Genomic DNA, 15482 nt, shown 5'->3' with positions numbered 1-15482 from the left:
AGCCGCGGCACTGCAAATCGCTCGCGCGTCCAGTGCCGCTGGGAAAGTGGCACCGCCCGCAGCGGGGCCACGGTGCCACCTTGAGTCGGGTTCGACATCGGGCGCACACGAGCGGCGCCGCCGCTCCCCCTGGCACCCAGATTCCACAGGATATGCAGCCGGCCGGCAGCAACAGACGGGTGAAGTCTGCAGCCCATGATGCCGCGTTCACCCGGGTTGGCTCCCCTTCATCGCGGCACGCATCACTTCCACTGGAGCGGGCTTGTTCCACCACCGCTCGAACGAGGCCGCCGCCTGTTGGACGAGCATCTCCGCCCCGTCGGTCGCCCGGATTCCCAGCGCTTCGGCCGCGCGAACGAACGGAGTCGGCTTCCTGCCATATACGAGGTCCATCGCGCCACCGACTCGGTTGAGGATCTCGAAGTCCAGCGGTGAGGGATCGGATTCCCCGAGGCCCAACCGGGTAGCGTTCACGACGAGATCGAAGCTTTCGCTTCGCAATCCCTCGAGGATCGGTGCGACTCTCGTTTTGTGTCCCCCGATTCGACGCGCAACCACGCGCGCACGTTCGGCCGTGCGATTGAAGATGAGCACTTCGGCGGCGTCCTCCTCGAGCAAGCCCATCAACGCTGCGCGGGCGGCACCGCCGGCACCGAGGAGCAGGACGCGGATCCCCGCCGGGGAGCCCTCGACGAAGCTCTTGAGCGCCCGCCGAAAACCGTCCACGTCGGTGTTATCGCCGTGGACCCTCCCGTCCTGGTTGCCCCAGAAGGTGTTGCAGGCCCCGGTTCGACGCACAGCGGGACTCGCGACGTCCACAACCGAGGCGGCCTTCTCCTTGTGCGGGAGCGTGACATTTCCGCCGCCACCTGCCCGGGACAGACCCCGCATGAAGCCTTGAAGGTCGTCTGAGGCGCAGCGAACGGCCACGTAGACCCCATCGACACCGGCTGCCGAAAACGCGGCGTTGAGGATCGTCGGAGACATCGAGTGCGCAACGGGATCGCCCAACAAGGCAAGAGCGCGAGTCGATGCCGTGACGCTCATTACTCGACCACCGGCTCGAGGCGCCGGAAGGCTCGATCGATCAGCCGTTCGAGGAACTCGAAGGTCTCGAGGTAGTGCTCATCGGGACCCCCGATGGGGTCGGGGACCGATACCGTGCCGTCCTCTTCTCCACCCTCGGCGAACGATGTGATCAGCGCCGCGTTCTCGCCTCGACCGAGCTCCACGACCTTCACGAGGTGGCCCGGTGACATCACCAAGATGAGGTCGGCCCACTCGGCTAGCTCGGGGCTGAGCAGCGTCGCACCGTGCTCCGACAGGTCTAGACCGTTCCGGGCTACCGCGCGAACCGCTCCACCGGAAGCGCGATCTCCGTCGAAAGCACTAACGCCCGCCGAGCGGACCTCGAAGCCCTGCCAGCCCAGCTCGGCGACCGCGCGACGCGCGATGGCCGCTGCCATCGGGCTCCGACAAGTATTGCCCGCGCACACGAGCAGGAGGCGGAACCCGCCTTCCACGTTAGGAATGGTTTCCATGAATCTCCGGTATCACGCGGCGGAGCCTGCCCACCGGAACGGCACCCTCCCGCAGCACGGTCGGCGTGCCGCTCGTACAGTCGATGATCGTGGAGGGGCTGGATTCCGGAAGCGTGCCCCCATCCAGGAGCCATACGTCGCTTCGCCCGAGTCGTTCGATCACCGCGGCCGCCTCGGTCCCCGACCGGGCAGGCTCCCGCCCCGGTTCGTTCAGGCTTGTCGACGTGAGCGGGACCCCCAGTCGCTCAAGGAGTCGTCCCACGATCGGCTGTGGGCTCACCCGCACCGCGACCGTTCCGTCCACGCTGCGCACACCCGAAAGGAAGATACCGCGGGGGTCCCCCAGTACCAGGGTCACCGCCCCGGGCCAGAAGATCGACGCGAGCTCCCTCGCTTCGTCGGTCCACTCCAGCGCTTCCACCGAGGCCGCCGACGGTACGAGGGCGATCAAAGGCTTGTCGCGCTCCCGGTGCTTGAGCTCCTGCACCCTGCGGATGCCCGAGAGCGTGCCCAGGGAACCGAAGCCGTACACGGTCTCGGTCGGATAAGCGATCACGCCGTCGCCCTCCAGGTGCGCGACAACCTTCGCGAGATCGGCTTCTGGATCTTCGCGGAGGTCGGTGCGGCGCCCGAGAAGGGTGATCGGAAAGGGGGGCGGGCCGCGTTCAGGCATGGTCGTTCCGGGCAGCCAGAATCGCTTCCGCGATCGGGATGTCTTCGGGCCGAGTCACCTTGATGTTGGTGGATCCGCCATCGACCATCTGGACCCTGCCCCCGACGGACTCCACGAGCGCGGAGTCATCCGTGCCACTCCCAGCTCCCTCGTATGCGCGCCGGAGAAGATCGGCCGGAAAGACCTGCGGTGTGTGCGCATGCCACATCGCGACTCGACTCGGAGTCTCGACCACGCGCCCCTGTTCGTCGACTCGCTTCAGGGTGTCGACCGCAGGGCACCCTGCGACTGCCCCGCGCCCTTCAGCCGCGACATCGATGCACTCCGAGATCATGGCGCTGGTCACCAGCGGCCGCGCGGCGTCGTGAACCGCGATGATGTCCACGTCGTCGGGCAGCGCACGAATCGCGTTCCGGACCGAGTCGGTTCGCGTGTCGCCTCCGGCCACGACTTTTACGCGACCGTCGAGGTCGGTGATCCACGCAGGGGGCTCCCGGGCGTCGTCCGGTGCGAGCGCGACGACGATCGCCACGACACGAGGCTCGGACAAGAACGGCCGGAGCGCGTGGCGAAGTACCGGCTCACCGGCGAGCTCGAGGAACGGCTTCCTCAATCCGCCCATGCGAACGCCGAGTCCAGCGGCGGGCACGGCGACCCCCACTCGAGGAACCGATTCAGACCTGTCCCGCGGGCCGGTCATGAATCGAAGCTCGGTCCCTCGCTCTGTGGTCCGCCTGCGCTCCCTCCGGGCCCGCGCTGAACAGAGTCGAACCGAGTGTAGGCCTTCTGGAAGTACAACTCCACGACGCCCGTCGGGCCGTTTCTCTGCTTGCTCACAATCAACTCCGCCTTCCCCTCGAGCTCCTCACGCTTCTCCGGTGAAGCATAGTACTCGGGCCGGTAGAGGAACATGACGATATCGGCATCCTGCTCGATCGAACCGGAATCCCTGAGGTCCGACAGCATGGGTCGTTTGTCCGTCCGCTGCTCGGGCCCGCGGCTCAGCTGGGAGAGCGCCACGACGGGGACTTCGAGCTCGCGAGCGAGTGCTTTCAGGCCGCGAGAGATCTGGCTGACCTCTTGCACGCGGTTCTCCGTCTGCCCGGCTCCCGACATCAGCTGTATGTAGTCGATGACGATCATGCCCAGATCCTTGCCATCGGCGCGCAACTCCGACTGGAGGCGACGCGCCTTGGCGCGGATCTCGAGCACGTTGCTGCCGGGTGCATCGTCGATCCAGATGGGCGCGGTGTTGAGGTGCCCGGCCGCGGCGGCGAGCCGCTGGTGTTCCTCCGGCGAGAGGCGCCCTCTCCGCAGCTTCAGCGCGTCGATACGCCCTTCGGCGCACAGGAGTCGCTGGACGAGCTGCTCGGCCGACATCTCGAGTGAGAAGACAGCGACCGGAATGTTGTTCGAGATCGCGGCATTCGCGGTGACGTTGAGCACCCACGACGTCTTACCCATCGAGGGGCGCCCCGCGACGATCGCCAGGTCACCCTTCTGCAGCCCGGTCGTCATGCGGTCGAGGTCCCGGAATCCGGTGGCCACGCCCGTGATGCCACTGTCGGACTCCTGAAGCCGCTCGATGTGCTCGAACGTCGACCAAAGGACCTCTTTGATCCAGACGAAGCCCTCTCGCTTGTGGCTCTCCGCGACCTGGAAGATCCGGGCTTCCGCTTGATCGAGGATCTCATCGACCTCGCGCTCACCCTGGTCATAGACATCGCGGATGATTTGCGACGATTGCTCGACGAGTCGCCGCAGCAACGCCTTGTCGCGAACGATGCGCGCGTGATACTCGAGGTTGGCCGCCGTGGGCACGGCATCGACGAGCGCGGCGAGATAGTCGAACCCCCCGGCCGCTTCCATCTCGCCGGTCTTCTTGAGCTCCTCCGAGACCGTGATCACGTCGATCACGTCCCCGCGCTCGAAGAGGCGGACCATGGCCCGGTAGAGCCGTCGGTTCGCCTCCCGATAGAACATGGAGTCGTTGAGGAACTCGACGGCCCGCGGCACTGCGTCCCGGTCGATCAGCATGCCGCCCAATACGGCGGTCTCCGCCTCGAGCGAGAACGGAGGGATCCGATCGAATACGGCCTGGGCGAAGTTCGGTGAGGCTTCCATTACTCCTAAGGTAAATACGCCGTCAAGCGCACAACCTAGGCGCCATTCATTACGCCCCTGAGTAGCTGCAGGTCGTCCCAAAACGCCCGGGTCCACTTCGGATTCCGCAACAGCGCCGCCGGGTGATACGTCACCACGAGGGGGACCCCCTGGTAGCTGTGAACCTCTCCGCGAAGCTTGCCCAGGGCGATTTTTTGTCGACCGGTGAGAAGCTGCGCCGCGAACGTTCCGACCGCGAGCAGCACCTCGGGCTGGATGAGCTCGATCTGCTTTCTCAGGTAGGGGGAACACGCCTCGATCTCGTCGGGCATCGGATTCCGGTTCCCGGGCGGCCTGCACTTGATCACGTTGCAGATGTAGACCGAGTCCTCCCGCGAGAGATCCACGGTGGCCAGCAACAGGTCCAGGAACTTGCCCGCCTGGCCGACGAACGGAAGTCCGGTCTTGTCCTCGTTGGCACCGGGAGCCTCACCGACCACCATGAGTCGCGCACTCTGGGACCCATCCGAGAACACGACGTTGGTGCGGCCCTCGGCTAGCCGACACAGTGTGCAAGACATCGCGGCGTCCCGCAGCTCCGTGTAGGACGTCGGCAGCACGGGGAGGGCTCCTCCACCGGCCCGAGACCCGGTGGCTTCCGGGGCGGCTGCCACGAGCCTGAGCGCCTCTTCCCGCGTAAGGCTATCCAGGAACAGGTCGGTCGCGCCGATCTCGGCGCGCTGACGAAATAGTCGTGCAGCTTCCGTTCGCAGAGAACGGCGGCCAGTCACGCTTCGCCGTCCAGGCGGTGCAACAGGCGCTCGATCAGCTCCTCGGCGACAGCTTCCTTGCTCATGAGGGGAAGTTCTTCCGGAACGCCATCGCTGGACAGGATGGTGACGCGATTGGTCGGAACCTCGAAGCCCGAGCCGGCCTCCGTTGCGTCGTTCGCCACCAAGAGGTCGAACCCCTTCGCCTCGAGCTTCTTCTGGGCGTTCGCCAGCAGGTCGTTCGTTTCGAGCGCAAAGCCGACCGCCAAACTTCCCTCTTTGCGAAGCCCCACTGTATCGGCCGCCACGTCCGGGTTCGCGATCAGTCGCACAGTCAGAGTATCGCCGGTGTCGGCACGCTTCACCTTCTGATCTCTCACCTCGAGGGGCCGGAAGTCCGCAACCGCCGCCGCGAATACCGTCACATCCGCGGAAGAGACCAGCCCCTTGACGACATCGTGCATTTCGACCGCGCTCTCTACTGGAATCAGGTCGACCCCGACGGGGATCTCGAGCGCGGTGGGTCCAGAGACGAGCGTGACCGCCGCGCCGTGCCGCCAGGCCGCCTGCGCGATCGCGAAGCCCATGCGGCCAGAAGAGCGGTTGCCCAGGTAGCGTACCGGGTCGATCGCCTCACGCGTCGGACCTGCGGTGACCAACACGCGCTTTCCCGTGAGTGGGCCTTCGCCCGCCAGCGCCCGACCGACATGCTCTTCGATCTGCCACGGCTCGATCATGCGGCCGGGGCCCTCCCCTTCGCCCACCGCGAGCGCCCCTTCGGCCGGCCCGGCCACGGTGTAAGCGAGCTTGTCCCGGAGGTGTGCCAGGTTCGCTTGGACCTGCGGATGCGAGAACATCTTGTCGTTCATCGCTGGACAGAGGATGACCGGCGCCCTCGTCGCGAGCAGCGTCGTACAGATGAGGTCGTCGGAGCGGCCCTGGGCGGCGCGTGCCAGAAGATCCGCCGTTGCCGGCGCGACACAGATCACATCGGCCTCGCGCGCGAGGCGGATGTGGAGCGCGGCTCCTTCAGCTCGACCTGCGGAGAAAAGATCTGTCAGCGCGGGTCGGCCTGTGACACCCTCGAAACTGAGGGGTGCTACGAACTCTTGAGCCGACCGGGTGAGAACCGAGTCGACCTTGGCTCCCAGGAGCGTCAGATCGCGGGCGACCTGAATCGACTTGTACGCCGCGATCCCCCCGGTGACCCCCAGAACGACGTGCCTATCCTTCCACGGGCGTCGGGGAGTCAGTCTGAGGTCCGGCATACTCTAGCAGCCCGTGGTAGAAGTACAGCGGGCCGCGTTACGGTGCCACGGCCCCAGAGGGCACCCGTCGCAATGCGTGGGTCGCGGTGCGACGACGCCATAGCCGTCGCTACGTCGTAGGAGCGCCAACGACGGAGATGGGGCCGTGCCACCGTAACCCACGAACCAGTAGTATTGTCACACTCGGTGTTGGGCGCGACCACCGCTTCGCGGCGGTGCCCGCTACGGCTACGACTCGTCGTCCTTCCTACTATTGACCTCGCGAGACCCCCGGGTACCCGCTTGCGGGTGGCGGCCCACTGTACTTCTACCACGGGCTGCTAGGTGGCTTCCTCAGCCGGATCCGGTCAGGAGGTCGTCGGGAGGCCCTCGCCCTGGCGGCGCTTCACCAAGCGGAACTCGATCTGTCCAGAGGTCAACGCCTCGAGGGCGCGGGTTGTGAGCTTCTTTTCTTCGCCGAGCGGCATGGATTCACGTGGAAGCGTGTTGAGCTCTCTCGCGTATTTCGCGGCGACAAGCACACCGAGGTACTTACTCTCGGTACCGATGGCGACTTCGTCGGGCGTAAAGACCCTCATATCTACTCCTGTAGTTACCTACTAGTTGCCCACGTTCTCGTACTCTTCTTCGAGGATCCGCGCGATACCTGTGCGAAGCACATCGATGTTCTCCAAGGGAACGGCTTGGACCTCATCTCCTTGCTTCCCCGTCACGATCTCCTCGATCTCTTCTAGGCACCGATCGAGGTCGTCGTTCACCACGCGATGGTCGAACTCGGATGCGGCCTGCAACTCGTCTAGCGCGGACCGCAGCCGCAGCTCCACCTCCCGTGCTCCTTCCGTCCCTCGCCCCGTCAGCCGCTTCATCAACTCCGCAACCGACGGTGGTAGGACGAAGATCAATCTCGCGTCAGGGACCGAATCTCGGATCTGACGTGCTCCCTGCACGTCGATGTCCAGCACTACATGTTCACCTCGCGAGGCCGCTGCCTCAAGGGCTGCGCGCGGCGTCCCGTAAAAACGCCCGTGCACAGTGGCCCATTCTACGAGATCTCCGGCGTCGATCATCGCCTCGAACTCGCGCTCGCTCACGAAAAAATAGTCGACCCCGTCCTTCTCGTCCTCTCGAGGCGCGCGCGTCGTCGCGGAGATCGAGAAAACGAACCGGTCCGAAGCGTCGACGAGCCGCCGGGCGAGGGTTGTCTTGCCAGCACCGCTCGGTGCGGACAAAACCACGGGCGCCGCACGCGTCACTCGATGTTCTCGACTTGCTCGCGAATCCGCTCGACCTCCTCCTTGAGTCTCACGGAGTCGTGCGAGATCTCGGAGTCGTTCGCTTTCGATCCGATCGTATTCACTTCGCGGTGCATCTCCTGCACGAGAAAGCCGAGCCGCTTCCCAACGGGCTCCTCGCCGTCGGCGGAAAGCGCCTCTTGGAACAGCCCGATATGCGAACGGAGGCGCACCAGCTCCTCGTTGATGTCCCACCTCTCCGCCAGGTAGGCGATTTCGCGCGCCAGACGGTCCTCGTCGACCGGAACCTGCTCGGAAAGCTCCTTCACCGCCTCCCTCAGTCGGTCCCGCTCCGTCACGAGCCGTTCCGGGGCTCGCGTTTCCACTCGGTCGAGCGCCTCAGCCATCGCCGAAAGACGCCCCTCGAGATCTGCGCGTAGCCGTGCGCCCTCAGCTTCGCGAAGGGATCGCACGGACCGTCCTGCGTCCTCTGCAAGCGATCGGACCAGTTCCGCATCGACGCCCTCTGTCCGATCCTGCTCAGGCGCCCGGAACAGGTCGTCGAAGCGCGCTAGCATTCCCAAATCGACTTCGCCCGGCACGCCGAGCTCAGACCGAAGGGACTCGAGCGACGCGCGAATCTGCCGCGCGCGATCGAGGTCGATCTGCCGTGCCGTGCCGCTTTCCGTCGCGGAACGGTCGATCGTCAAGAACGCGCTGACGTGGCCCCGCGAAAGATGCCGTTTCAGCGCTTCAGCGATCTCACGTTCGAATTTGTCGAAGCCGGATGGTGTCTTGATGCTGGTATTGAAGAAGCGGTGATTGACCGTCTTCACCTCCAGCCTCAAACGACCCGCGGGTGATTCCCGCTCGGCCTCTCCGTACCCGGTCATACTCCGGATCATGGGCGACCTCCGCAGAGCCGAAAAAGGTAACGCCTGTAGGCTCAGTTCCACATCGTCCAGCGTAGGCCGTACCAGGTGCGGGTAATGGGCAGCACACGCCCCGGGAAGCTCTGCAGGTTCCGCCGGCGGATGAAGTTGTCCCACCCGATGAAGATCTGGACCGTGACGATGCGGATCTGGATGCGCCCGTACCAGTTCTGGTAAAAAGGCACTATCTCGAGCGAGCGCAGGCCCTCTTCGTCTTCCTCACCGAGTATGTGCACGCTCATCGGGCTGTTCCCGCGCACGCCGATCTTCCACCAGAGCTCGAAGTTCTCGGTCTCGAGATAGGTACGGTGGAAGACGAGCGCACCTCTGTAGATCTGTTCCGGCAGGTACGGACCGGGCTCGTCCCACTGCTGCAGCGAGCCTTCGAGGCGCAGGCTTTTCCAGAATGTTGGGATCCTACCCCACACTTCCCACCCCGCCCGCTGGGTGCCCGCCAAGAACGGTGAACCCCGGTCCGGCTCGATCCCGAGCGGGATGAGCGAGTCCGACTCGACCTCGAGCACCGCACCCGACAGAGAAACACCACGCCAGGACAATGCCGCACCGAGTCTCGTGGCGCGCCGGTCCGTGATTCCGAAGAGTGGCCCGGGGGTGACGTCCTCTTCGGCTTCGGGGAGGTCGGCTCCCTCGTCCGCGGTTGAATCGGGAGGAGGCACAACGTCGAGCAGCGGCATCGTGCGCGATCCGTACGTGCCCGACTCCCAGGAGCCGAAGAGTGAGACGACACCCAGCAGCGGCTCGGTCCACGCGCGCACACGCGTGCTCGACGTCGATTTGTCGGCCCACGATCCCCGTGCCAGGTCCGCCGAGACACCTCCCACGCCTGGCCGACTCGCACCGCCGGTCAGATCGATGCGGCTTGCGGGCAAGTCGTCTCCGCCGAAACGCCGGTATTCCCCGCGTGCCCATAGGCCCGAGCGGCTGAGTCCGAGACGGAGCCCGCGCTGGCTCCGGCTTCCTCCCTCCAGCTCGTACGCCTCCCGGACGTCGTCCACCTTGTGCGACGACTTGCCGGTGTACGCCTCGCCCACCACGCCTTCGGCGAGGCGCACGCGCCCTCTCAGCGCCCAGTCGGTACGAGTGATCGGAGACGCGAAGTCGGATAGTTCGGACTCAGTGCCCATGGTTCGGAAGTCGAAGGCCAACCCGGCATCGTCGCCCCGATGCAACTGATATCGGAGCCAGCTTCCCGTCCGGTTGCCCTTTTCTTGTCCACGAGGCCCGCGGGTATCGACGCGCTCCAGGCCAAGCCCCACGCTGCCACCCAGAGCCGTGGGATCGGCAAAGGTGCCACGGAAGATGTTCGTACCGAGGTCACCGGTACCCGCCTCTACAAGCGAGTAGGGCCGCCCGTCGTCGTGTTCCAGCGACCACAACTCGAGCCGCAACTGGCCCATGCCGCGTTCGAGTCGAACACGCCGGATGCCGGCGAGCCCGATCCGCGCCAGATCGACGACCCCGCCCTCGAGCGGGGATAGCTCAAAGCCGTCGCGGAACACCCTGACGCCACCGCCTCCTGAGCCAAAGGCGCTGATCGCCAACGGGGTGCCGTAGTCGCCTGCGGCCAGCACGATCAAGCCGGGGATCTCGGCCACCAGCTCTGCGAGAGTGTTCGCTCCGGACACCATGATGCCGCGATGGTCCCACGACCAGACGCCGGTTCCCCACCCGTCCGGCACCTCGCCCTCGAAGCGCGGCAAATTGTAGAAGATCGTGTCTGCCGACACGCTGTCTGGCAGCGCCCCAAGCGCCAGCGAGTCGACGACCGTGCTGTCCGGTGGCGCGACGAGCGAGTCCGGCGGCTCCTGCCCCGACAGAGGGGCGAGCGGGAACAGTGAGAGCGCCACCGTGAGGGAACGCAGGAACGCCCCGACCCGCGACGGGGACCGGGGCGCGAGGAGCGGTCCGCACGAGTCGGTCACCCGGCGCGACTCCGGACCCATTGCACGAGTAGCCGGGTCGGGAATCCGTACCCGCCTTTTCGCTGATACGGGAGCTTGCCATCCCCGTAGGCGGTGCCCGCGATGTCCAGGTGCGCCCACGCGGCATCACCCACGAACTCGGACAGAAAGCACGCCGCGGTGATCGAGCCGCCCGGACGCCCGCCGACGTTCTTCAGGTCGGCGGTCTCACTGTCGAGTTGCTTTCGGTACTCCTTCCAGAGCGGCAGCGGCCAACACCGCTCCCCGGACTCCGAGCCAGCTGCGATCAGCTCGTCGACGACGCCTTCGTCGTTCCCCAAGACCGCCGCGGCATGGTTGCCCAGCGCGATCACTACGGCACCGGTGAGCGTGGCACAGTCGACCATCGCCGCCGGATTCAGGCGAGCGCCGTACGTCAGGGCATCCGCGAGGATGAGGCGCCCCTCGGCGTCGGTGTCGATCACTTCGACGGTCTTGCCCGCGAGCGTGTCGATGACGTCACCCGGCTTCAGCGCGGTGCCCGACGGCAGATTCTCCGACGACGGCACGATGCCGACGACGTTCACCTTCAGCCCCAGAAGCGCGATCGCCTGCATCGCACCGATAACTGCCGCGCCACCGGACATGTCGAACTTCATGTCCTCCATGCCCCCGGGCGGCTTCAACGAAATTCCACCCGCGTCGAACGACAGGCCCTTCCCCACCAATACCAGGGGAGCCTCGCCTTCGGCTCCACCTTTGTGCTCCATGATGATGAACCGGGCTTCCTCCTCGGACCCCCGCGAGACCGCGAGGATCGCGTGCATGCCCTCTTCCCGAATTCGTGCCTCGTCGAACACCGTGACTTCCAGGCCCGCGTCCTCGCCGATCCGCTGGGCTTCGGCGGCGATGTGCGACGGCGTCGCGACGTTGCCCGGCCTCGACTGCAACGTGCGTGCGAGGTTCTCGGCCGCTCCGATCGTAGCGCCAAGCGCCACGGAGTCCGCAGCACGCTCACCACCCCCGAGCACGTCAACGGCGGTAACGTCTTCGTCGTCGTCCTCGTCGCCACTCTTCAGCTCGCGAAACTTCCACGCGGCGAGCGCCGCTCCCTCGGCCGCAGCCTGAGCTGCCGTGTCGTCATCGACTTGCCCCAGACCATCCAATGACAGGCTCAGGGAGTTGATTCCGAGGCGCTCGGCAACGCGAACCGCCCGAGCGCCGAAGCGGCGCACCGCCTCGCCATCGACCTCATCAGCGGCACCGATCCCGAGCAAGAGCACGCGCTCCGGACCAACCTCGGTGCCGTACAGGACGACCTCGTCCTTCGAACGTCCCCTCATGTCGCTTGAGCCCAGCGCCCGACGGAGGGCCCCCTTCAGGACTTCGTCCAACTGCCCCAGCGACCCTTCCGCGTCGACGGCCCCTTTGACGATGCCGACGGCCAACAGCGGCGTGGCATGCGACAGCGGGTCCGAGTCGACGTAACGAAGCTGCATGGGGTCGCCTTGGCTCGCGGAACCTGTGGGGTGAATGGCGACCCTTAGTTCACGAGATTCGCCGCTTCGTTCCATCCTTTTACGGAGGTTTTCTAGGGGTCGACGCCCTCTGCCGTCTCGAGCACCAATTGGTCCACGACCGCCTTGAGATCTCCGGTCTCTGCGAACGTCGCGAGCTGCCGGTCGGCGCTCGTGCCCTCCTCGAGGATCTTGAACGCGTACTCGATCTGCTCCCGACTCCCGAGCTCGTCCACGACATCCGTGAGGAACCAGTCGAGGAACTCCCGGATCACCTGCCGAGCGGGCCGCTCGGCCTCTTGGCCGAGATCGAGCAGGTTGCCGTCGACGCCATAGCGAACCGCCCGCCACTTGTTCTCTTCGATGAGCGTGAGCGGATAAACGCGGAACGTCATGTTGTCGCGACGCAGCCTCCAGAGCTTGGCGACGAGCGCCTGGAAGATCGCCGCAATGCACACCGCCTCGTCGACCCGCGTGCACATGTCGCACAGCCGGAACTCGAGCGTCGGGTAGAGATGGTGGGGCCGTATGTCCCACCAGATCTTCGATGCGTCGGGAATCGCGTTCGCGTTGACGAGCATGCGCACGATCTTCTCGTAGTCCGCAAACGTCTCGAACGTCGGCGGCACACCCGTGCGTGGAAAGTTGCGCCACAGCACGCTCCGGTATGACTTCAACCCGGTCTGGCGGCCGATCCAGAAGGGCGAGCTGGTCGAGAGCGCGAGGATGTGCGGCAGGAAGTACCGCGACACTTTCATGGCGTCGATCAGGAACTCCGGATCCTCGATCCCGACGTGCACGTGCATGCCGAAGATCAGATTCTTTCGCGCGAGATCCTGGAGGTCCTGCTCCACCCCCTGGTAGCGTTCGAGCGGCGTGATCTCCTGATCCATCCACGAAGAGAAGGGATGAGTCCCGGCAGCGAGGATCTTGAGACCGTCCTTGGCCGCCAGGTCCATGACCGCGCGCCGGAGTCGGACGATCTCCGAGCGGATCTCCGTGGGGGTTTGGCACACCGTGCTGCCGACCTCGACGACGGACTGATGCAGCTCGGGCTTGATATCCTCGACGGTAATACGTCCGTCCTTGAGGATCTGTGTGATAAAGGATTTCAGCTCGCCGGTCTCAGGGTCGACGATCTGGTACTCCTCTTCGATTCCGAGCGTGAGAGAGGGTGCTTTCATAGCTCTCAGCTAGACTCCATCGATGATCGCGTTGAGCGTAGCACTCGGACGCATCGCGGCGGTAACTCGGTCCTCATCGGGCAGGTAATACCCGCCGACATCCTGCTGTGAACCCTGGGCGCCGTTCAGCTCGGAGAGGATCTCTTCCTCGTCCTGTGCCAGAGCCGCGGCCACCGGGCCGAATCGCTCGGCCAACTCGACATCGGACTCCTGCTCTGCCAGAGCCTGCGCCCAGTAGAGCGTCAGGTAAAAAGCGCTCCCCCGATTGTCGAGCTCGTGCACCCTGCGGGAAGGCGCGCGCGCGTTCTCAAGATACCGGGCCGTGGCCGTATCGAGCGTATCGCCTAGGACCCGCGCGCCAGCGTTGTCGAATTGTTCGCCCAGGTGCTGCAGTGAGGCGCCGAGCGCCATGTACTCACCCAACGAGTCCCACCTGAGGTGTCCCTCGAGCTCGAACTGTTGCACGTGCTTGGGCGCCGAGCCGCCCGCGCCGGTCTCGAAGAGCCCGCCGCCGTTGAGCAGCGGCACGATGGAGAGCATGCGGGCGCTGGTGCCGATCTCGAGGATGGGGAAGAGGTCTGTGAGGTAGTCCCTCAGCACGTTGCCGGTGACGGAGATGGTGTCTTCACCCCGGCGGATGCGCTCCAGCGAGAAGCGCATGGCCTCGATGGGCGACAGGATCTCGATCTCCAACCCGTCGGTATCGTGCTCCGCCAGATACGTCTCGACTTTCCGAATCAGCTCCGCATCGTGTGCGCGGGCGCTGTCGAGCCAGAAGAGGGCCGGCGAACCGGTGGCGCGAGCACGGTTCACGGCGAGCTTCACCCAGTCGCGGATCGGGGCGTCCTTCGTCTGGCAGGCGCGCCAGATGTCGCCCGCCTCCACCGCCTGCTCGATGAGCGTGTCGCCGCCGGCATCCACGACTCGAACCGAGCCGTCGGATGGTACCTCGAAGGTCTTGTCGTGAGAGCCGTACTCCTCGGCCCTCTGCGCCATGAGCCCGACGTTGGGCACACTCCCCATCGTCGACGGATCGAGCTGTCCATGCTGCTGACAGTCCCGGACCACCGCGTCGTAAATGCCCGCGTAGCTCGAGTCGGGAATCACTGCCTTGCAGTCCTGCAGCTCGCCCTGAGCGTTCCACATGCCGCCGGAGTCACGGATCATCGGCGGCATGGAGGCGTCGATGATGATGTCGCTGGGCACGTGCAGGTTGGTGATGCCCAGGTCGGAGTTCACCATCGCGATGTCGGGGCCGTCCTCGTAGGCCGCCTCAATATCGGCCTCGATGGCCGAGCGCTCCTCCTCCGGCAACTCCGCAATCTTGGCGACCACGTCACCGAACCCGTTGTTCACGTCGACGCCGAGCTCGTCGAGCACGGCTCCGTGCTTCGCGAAGACGTTCTCGAAGAACACCCGCACGCAGTGGCCGAAGATGATGGGGTCCGAGACCTTCATCATCGTCGCCTTCATGTGGAGCGAAAAAAGCACGCCGCGGTCCTTGGCGTCCTGGACCTGCTCTCGAAGGAATGCGATGAGCGCGCGCTTGCTCATGAACGTGGCGTCGAGGACCTCGCCGGCCTCGAGTGGGAGTGACTCCTTCAGTACCGTGACGGTGCCGTCGGTCGACACATGCTCGATCCTCGCAGTGGTCGCAGCCAAGAGCGTGATGGCCGTCTCGTTACTCCGGAAGTCACCCGCGCTCATGGTCGACACGTGGGTCTTGGAGTCCTCCGGCCAGGCGCGCATACGCGGTGGGTTGGCACGGGCGAAGTCCTTCACTGCCTTGGGGGCACGTCGGTCGGAGTTGCCCTGACGCAGTACCGGGTTCACGGCGCTGCCCTTCACCCGGTCGTACCGCGCCTGAATGCCACGCTCCTCCTCGCTGGCCGGTTCGTCCGGGTACTCGGGCAGTCGGTACCCCTTCGCCTGCAGCTCCGCGATGCACGCTTTCATCTGCGGGATGGACGCACTGATGTTCGGCAGCTTGATGATGTTCGCTTCCGGCGTCTCCACCAGGCGACCCAGCTCGGCCAGGTCGTCGGAGACCTTTTGCCCCTCGTCCAACACGTCGGGAAACACGGCGAGGATCCGGCCCGCGAGAGAGATGTCGCGGGATTCCACCGGCACCCCAGTCGCCCCCGCGAACGCACGGACGACAGGAAGAAACGCATGGGTCGCCAAGGCGGGGGCTTCGTCGGTCCAGGTATAGATGATCGGCGGTGACTGGCTCATGCACTCGCGGGCGGCGGGGTGCGGTCTTGTCAAAATGGACGGTTGGCCCGATGCGCGATTCCAACGCACGCAAGAGCTTGCCGACCTGGAACGGGAGCGGCAAGG

The 15482-nt window shown here is 65.5% G+C and carries 14 protein-coding genes; all 14 read right to left on the bottom strand.

The genetic code is table 11. The features are described from left to right. Window positions 1–207: 207 nt before the first annotated feature. Window positions 208–1047: a shikimate dehydrogenase gene (gene aroE / locus IIB36_11680; protein ID MCH7532400.1), complete on the bottom strand. Its 840-nt coding sequence runs from the start codon at window positions 1045–1047 to the stop codon at window positions 208–210. After that, window positions 1047–1541 carry a low molecular weight protein arginine phosphatase gene (locus tag IIB36_11675; protein ID MCH7532399.1) on the bottom strand — a complete coding sequence of 165 codons (495 nt, stop codon included), beginning with the start codon at window positions 1539–1541 and terminating at the stop codon, window positions 1047–1049. The genes aroE and IIB36_11675 overlap by 1 nt, the downstream gene beginning before the upstream one ends. After that, window positions 1525–2214, bottom strand: a complete 690-nt coding sequence (locus IIB36_11670) for a threonylcarbamoyl-AMP synthase (protein ID MCH7532398.1) — start codon at window positions 2212–2214, stop codon at window positions 1525–1527. Before IIB36_11670 ends, IIB36_11675 begins: the two co-directional genes overlap by 17 nt. Then, window positions 2207–2914, bottom strand: coding sequence for a 2-C-methyl-D-erythritol 4-phosphate cytidylyltransferase (gene ispD / locus IIB36_11665; protein ID MCH7532397.1), 708 nt, complete (start codon window positions 2912–2914; stop codon window positions 2207–2209). The genes IIB36_11670 and ispD overlap by 8 nt, the downstream gene beginning before the upstream one ends. Further along, window positions 2911–4338: a replicative DNA helicase gene (gene dnaB, locus IIB36_11660; protein ID MCH7532396.1), complete on the bottom strand. Its 1428-nt coding sequence runs from the start codon at window positions 4336–4338 to the stop codon at window positions 2911–2913. The genes ispD and dnaB overlap by 4 nt, the downstream gene beginning before the upstream one ends. Before the next feature lie 35 nt (window positions 4339–4373). Next, the gene (locus IIB36_11655) at window positions 4374–4898 is read right to left on the bottom strand and encodes a uracil-DNA glycosylase (protein MCH7532395.1); all 525 of its coding nucleotides are present in this window, start codon (window positions 4896–4898) and stop codon (window positions 4374–4376) included. Between the two features lie 206 nt (window positions 4899–5104). Beyond that, window positions 5105–6355, bottom strand: a complete 1251-nt coding sequence (gene coaBC, locus IIB36_11650; GenBank protein ID MCH7532394.1) for a bifunctional phosphopantothenoylcysteine decarboxylase/phosphopantothenate--cysteine ligase CoaBC — start codon at window positions 6353–6355, stop codon at window positions 5105–5107. Window positions 6356–6702: 347 nt separating this feature from the next. Then, a complete protein-coding gene (gene rpoZ / locus IIB36_11645) occupies window positions 6703–6933 on the bottom strand; it encodes a DNA-directed RNA polymerase subunit omega (protein MCH7532393.1) in 231 nt (76 codons plus the stop codon). 21 nt (window positions 6934–6954) lie between these two features. Then, a complete protein-coding gene (gmk, locus tag IIB36_11640) occupies window positions 6955–7608 on the bottom strand; it encodes a guanylate kinase (protein ID MCH7532392.1) in 654 nt (217 codons plus the stop codon). Then, a complete protein-coding gene (locus tag IIB36_11635; protein MCH7532391.1) occupies window positions 7605–8492 on the bottom strand; it encodes a YicC family protein in 888 nt (295 codons plus the stop codon). The genes gmk and IIB36_11635 overlap by 4 nt, the downstream gene beginning before the upstream one ends. A gap of 41 nt (window positions 8493–8533) precedes the next feature. Continuing rightward, window positions 8534–10462, bottom strand: coding sequence for a Plug domain-containing protein (locus tag IIB36_11630; protein ID MCH7532390.1), 1929 nt, complete (start codon window positions 10460–10462; stop codon window positions 8534–8536). After that, window positions 10459–11940, bottom strand: coding sequence for a leucyl aminopeptidase (locus tag IIB36_11625; GenBank protein ID MCH7532389.1), 1482 nt, complete (start codon window positions 11938–11940; stop codon window positions 10459–10461). The genes IIB36_11630 and IIB36_11625 overlap by 4 nt, the downstream gene beginning before the upstream one ends. Window positions 11941–12032: 92 nt before the next feature. Then, window positions 12033–13142 (bottom strand): carboxylate-amine ligase, encoded by a 1110-nt coding sequence (locus IIB36_11620; protein ID MCH7532388.1) that lies wholly within the window; start codon window positions 13140–13142, stop codon window positions 12033–12035. A 9-nt stretch (window positions 13143–13151) separates the two neighbouring features. Beyond that, a complete protein-coding gene (locus IIB36_11615; protein ID MCH7532387.1) occupies window positions 13152–15377 on the bottom strand; it encodes an NADP-dependent isocitrate dehydrogenase in 2226 nt (741 codons plus the stop codon). Between the last annotated feature and the right edge of the window lie 105 nt (window positions 15378–15482).

The organism is Gemmatimonadota bacterium (assembly GCA_022560615.1).
Lineage (GTDB): Bacteria > Gemmatimonadota > Gemmatimonadetes > Longimicrobiales > Gaopeijiaceae > UBA1138.
Note: the sequence above shows the minus strand (reverse complement) of the source record. Positions and strands in the feature narration are given on the sequence as shown.

What these genes read in the sequence shown, in the direction of transcription:
- aroE (MCH7532400.1), bottom strand. Translation starts at nt 1,047, where the DNA reads ATGAGCGTCACGGCATCGACTCGCGCTCTTGCCTTGTTGGGCGATCCC.
- IIB36_11675 (MCH7532399.1), bottom strand. Translation starts at nt 1,541, where the DNA reads ATGGAAACCATTCCTAACGTGGAAGGCGGGTTCCGCCTCCTGCTCGTG.
- IIB36_11670 (MCH7532398.1), bottom strand. Translation starts at nt 2,214, where the DNA reads ATGCCTGAACGCGGCCCGCCCCCCTTTCCGATCACCCTTCTCGGGCGC.
- ispD (MCH7532397.1), bottom strand. Translation starts at nt 2,914, where the DNA reads ATGACCGGCCCGCGGGACAGGTCTGAATCGGTTCCTCGAGTGGGGGTC.
- dnaB (MCH7532396.1), bottom strand. Translation starts at nt 4,338, where the DNA reads ATGGAAGCCTCACCGAACTTCGCCCAGGCCGTATTCGATCGGATCCCT.
- IIB36_11655 (MCH7532395.1), bottom strand. Translation starts at nt 4,898, where the DNA reads ATGTCTTGCACACTGTGTCGGCTAGCCGAGGGCCGCACCAACGTCGTG.
- coaBC (MCH7532394.1), bottom strand. Translation starts at nt 6,355, where the DNA reads ATGCCGGACCTCAGACTGACTCCCCGACGCCCGTGGAAGGATAGGCAC.
- rpoZ (MCH7532393.1), bottom strand. Translation starts at nt 6,933, where the DNA reads ATGAGGGTCTTTACGCCCGACGAAGTCGCCATCGGTACCGAGAGTAAG.
- IIB36_11635 (MCH7532391.1), bottom strand. Translation starts at nt 8,492, where the DNA reads ATGATCCGGAGTATGACCGGGTACGGAGAGGCCGAGCGGGAATCACCC.
- IIB36_11625 (MCH7532389.1), bottom strand. Translation starts at nt 11,940, where the DNA reads ATGCAGCTTCGTTACGTCGACTCGGACCCGCTGTCGCATGCCACGCCG.
- IIB36_11620 (MCH7532388.1), bottom strand. Translation starts at nt 13,142, where the DNA reads ATGAAAGCACCCTCTCTCACGCTCGGAATCGAAGAGGAGTACCAGATC.
- IIB36_11615 (MCH7532387.1), bottom strand. Translation starts at nt 15,377, where the DNA reads ATGAGCCAGTCACCGCCGATCATCTATACCTGGACCGACGAAGCCCCC.